Annotated in this window: 1 protein-coding gene; it reads left to right on the top strand. The window is 50.2% G+C overall.

Going from position 1 to position 271, the window contains the following annotated elements; all coding sequences use genetic code 11:
• On the top strand, positions 1-271 hold a 271-nt coding region (locus tag SB771_RS34560), incomplete at both ends, for an acyltransferase family protein (protein WP_410721984.1).

Here is a 271-nt window from a genome sequence, read left to right as displayed (position 1 = left end):
GGAGTTTTAATCGCTGCAGATCCGACTTTAAGGAGGTGGTATCTGCTCTTTCCGACCGACGGCGACTTCGCGGTGTACGTATTATTTGTGGTATCTGGTTTTGCTCTCGCGTGCGGATATCTGGAGACGGGCAATATCCGGTTCCTGACGTCGCTCGCGATTAAAAGGTATCCAAGGTTAATGTTGCCGGTCCTCGCTTCGTCGTTGATCGGATTTGTGCTGGTTGATTTGGGATTGACCTTTAATCATGAGGCCGCGGTTGTGGTAAGAA

This window comes from Burkholderia sp. SIMBA_051 (assembly GCF_046534915.1).
GTDB lineage: Bacteria > Pseudomonadota > Gammaproteobacteria > Burkholderiales > Burkholderiaceae > Burkholderia > Burkholderia ambifaria.
The sequence above is the reverse complement of the archived record's forward strand: the minus strand, read 5'-3'. Positions and strand labels throughout refer to the sequence as shown.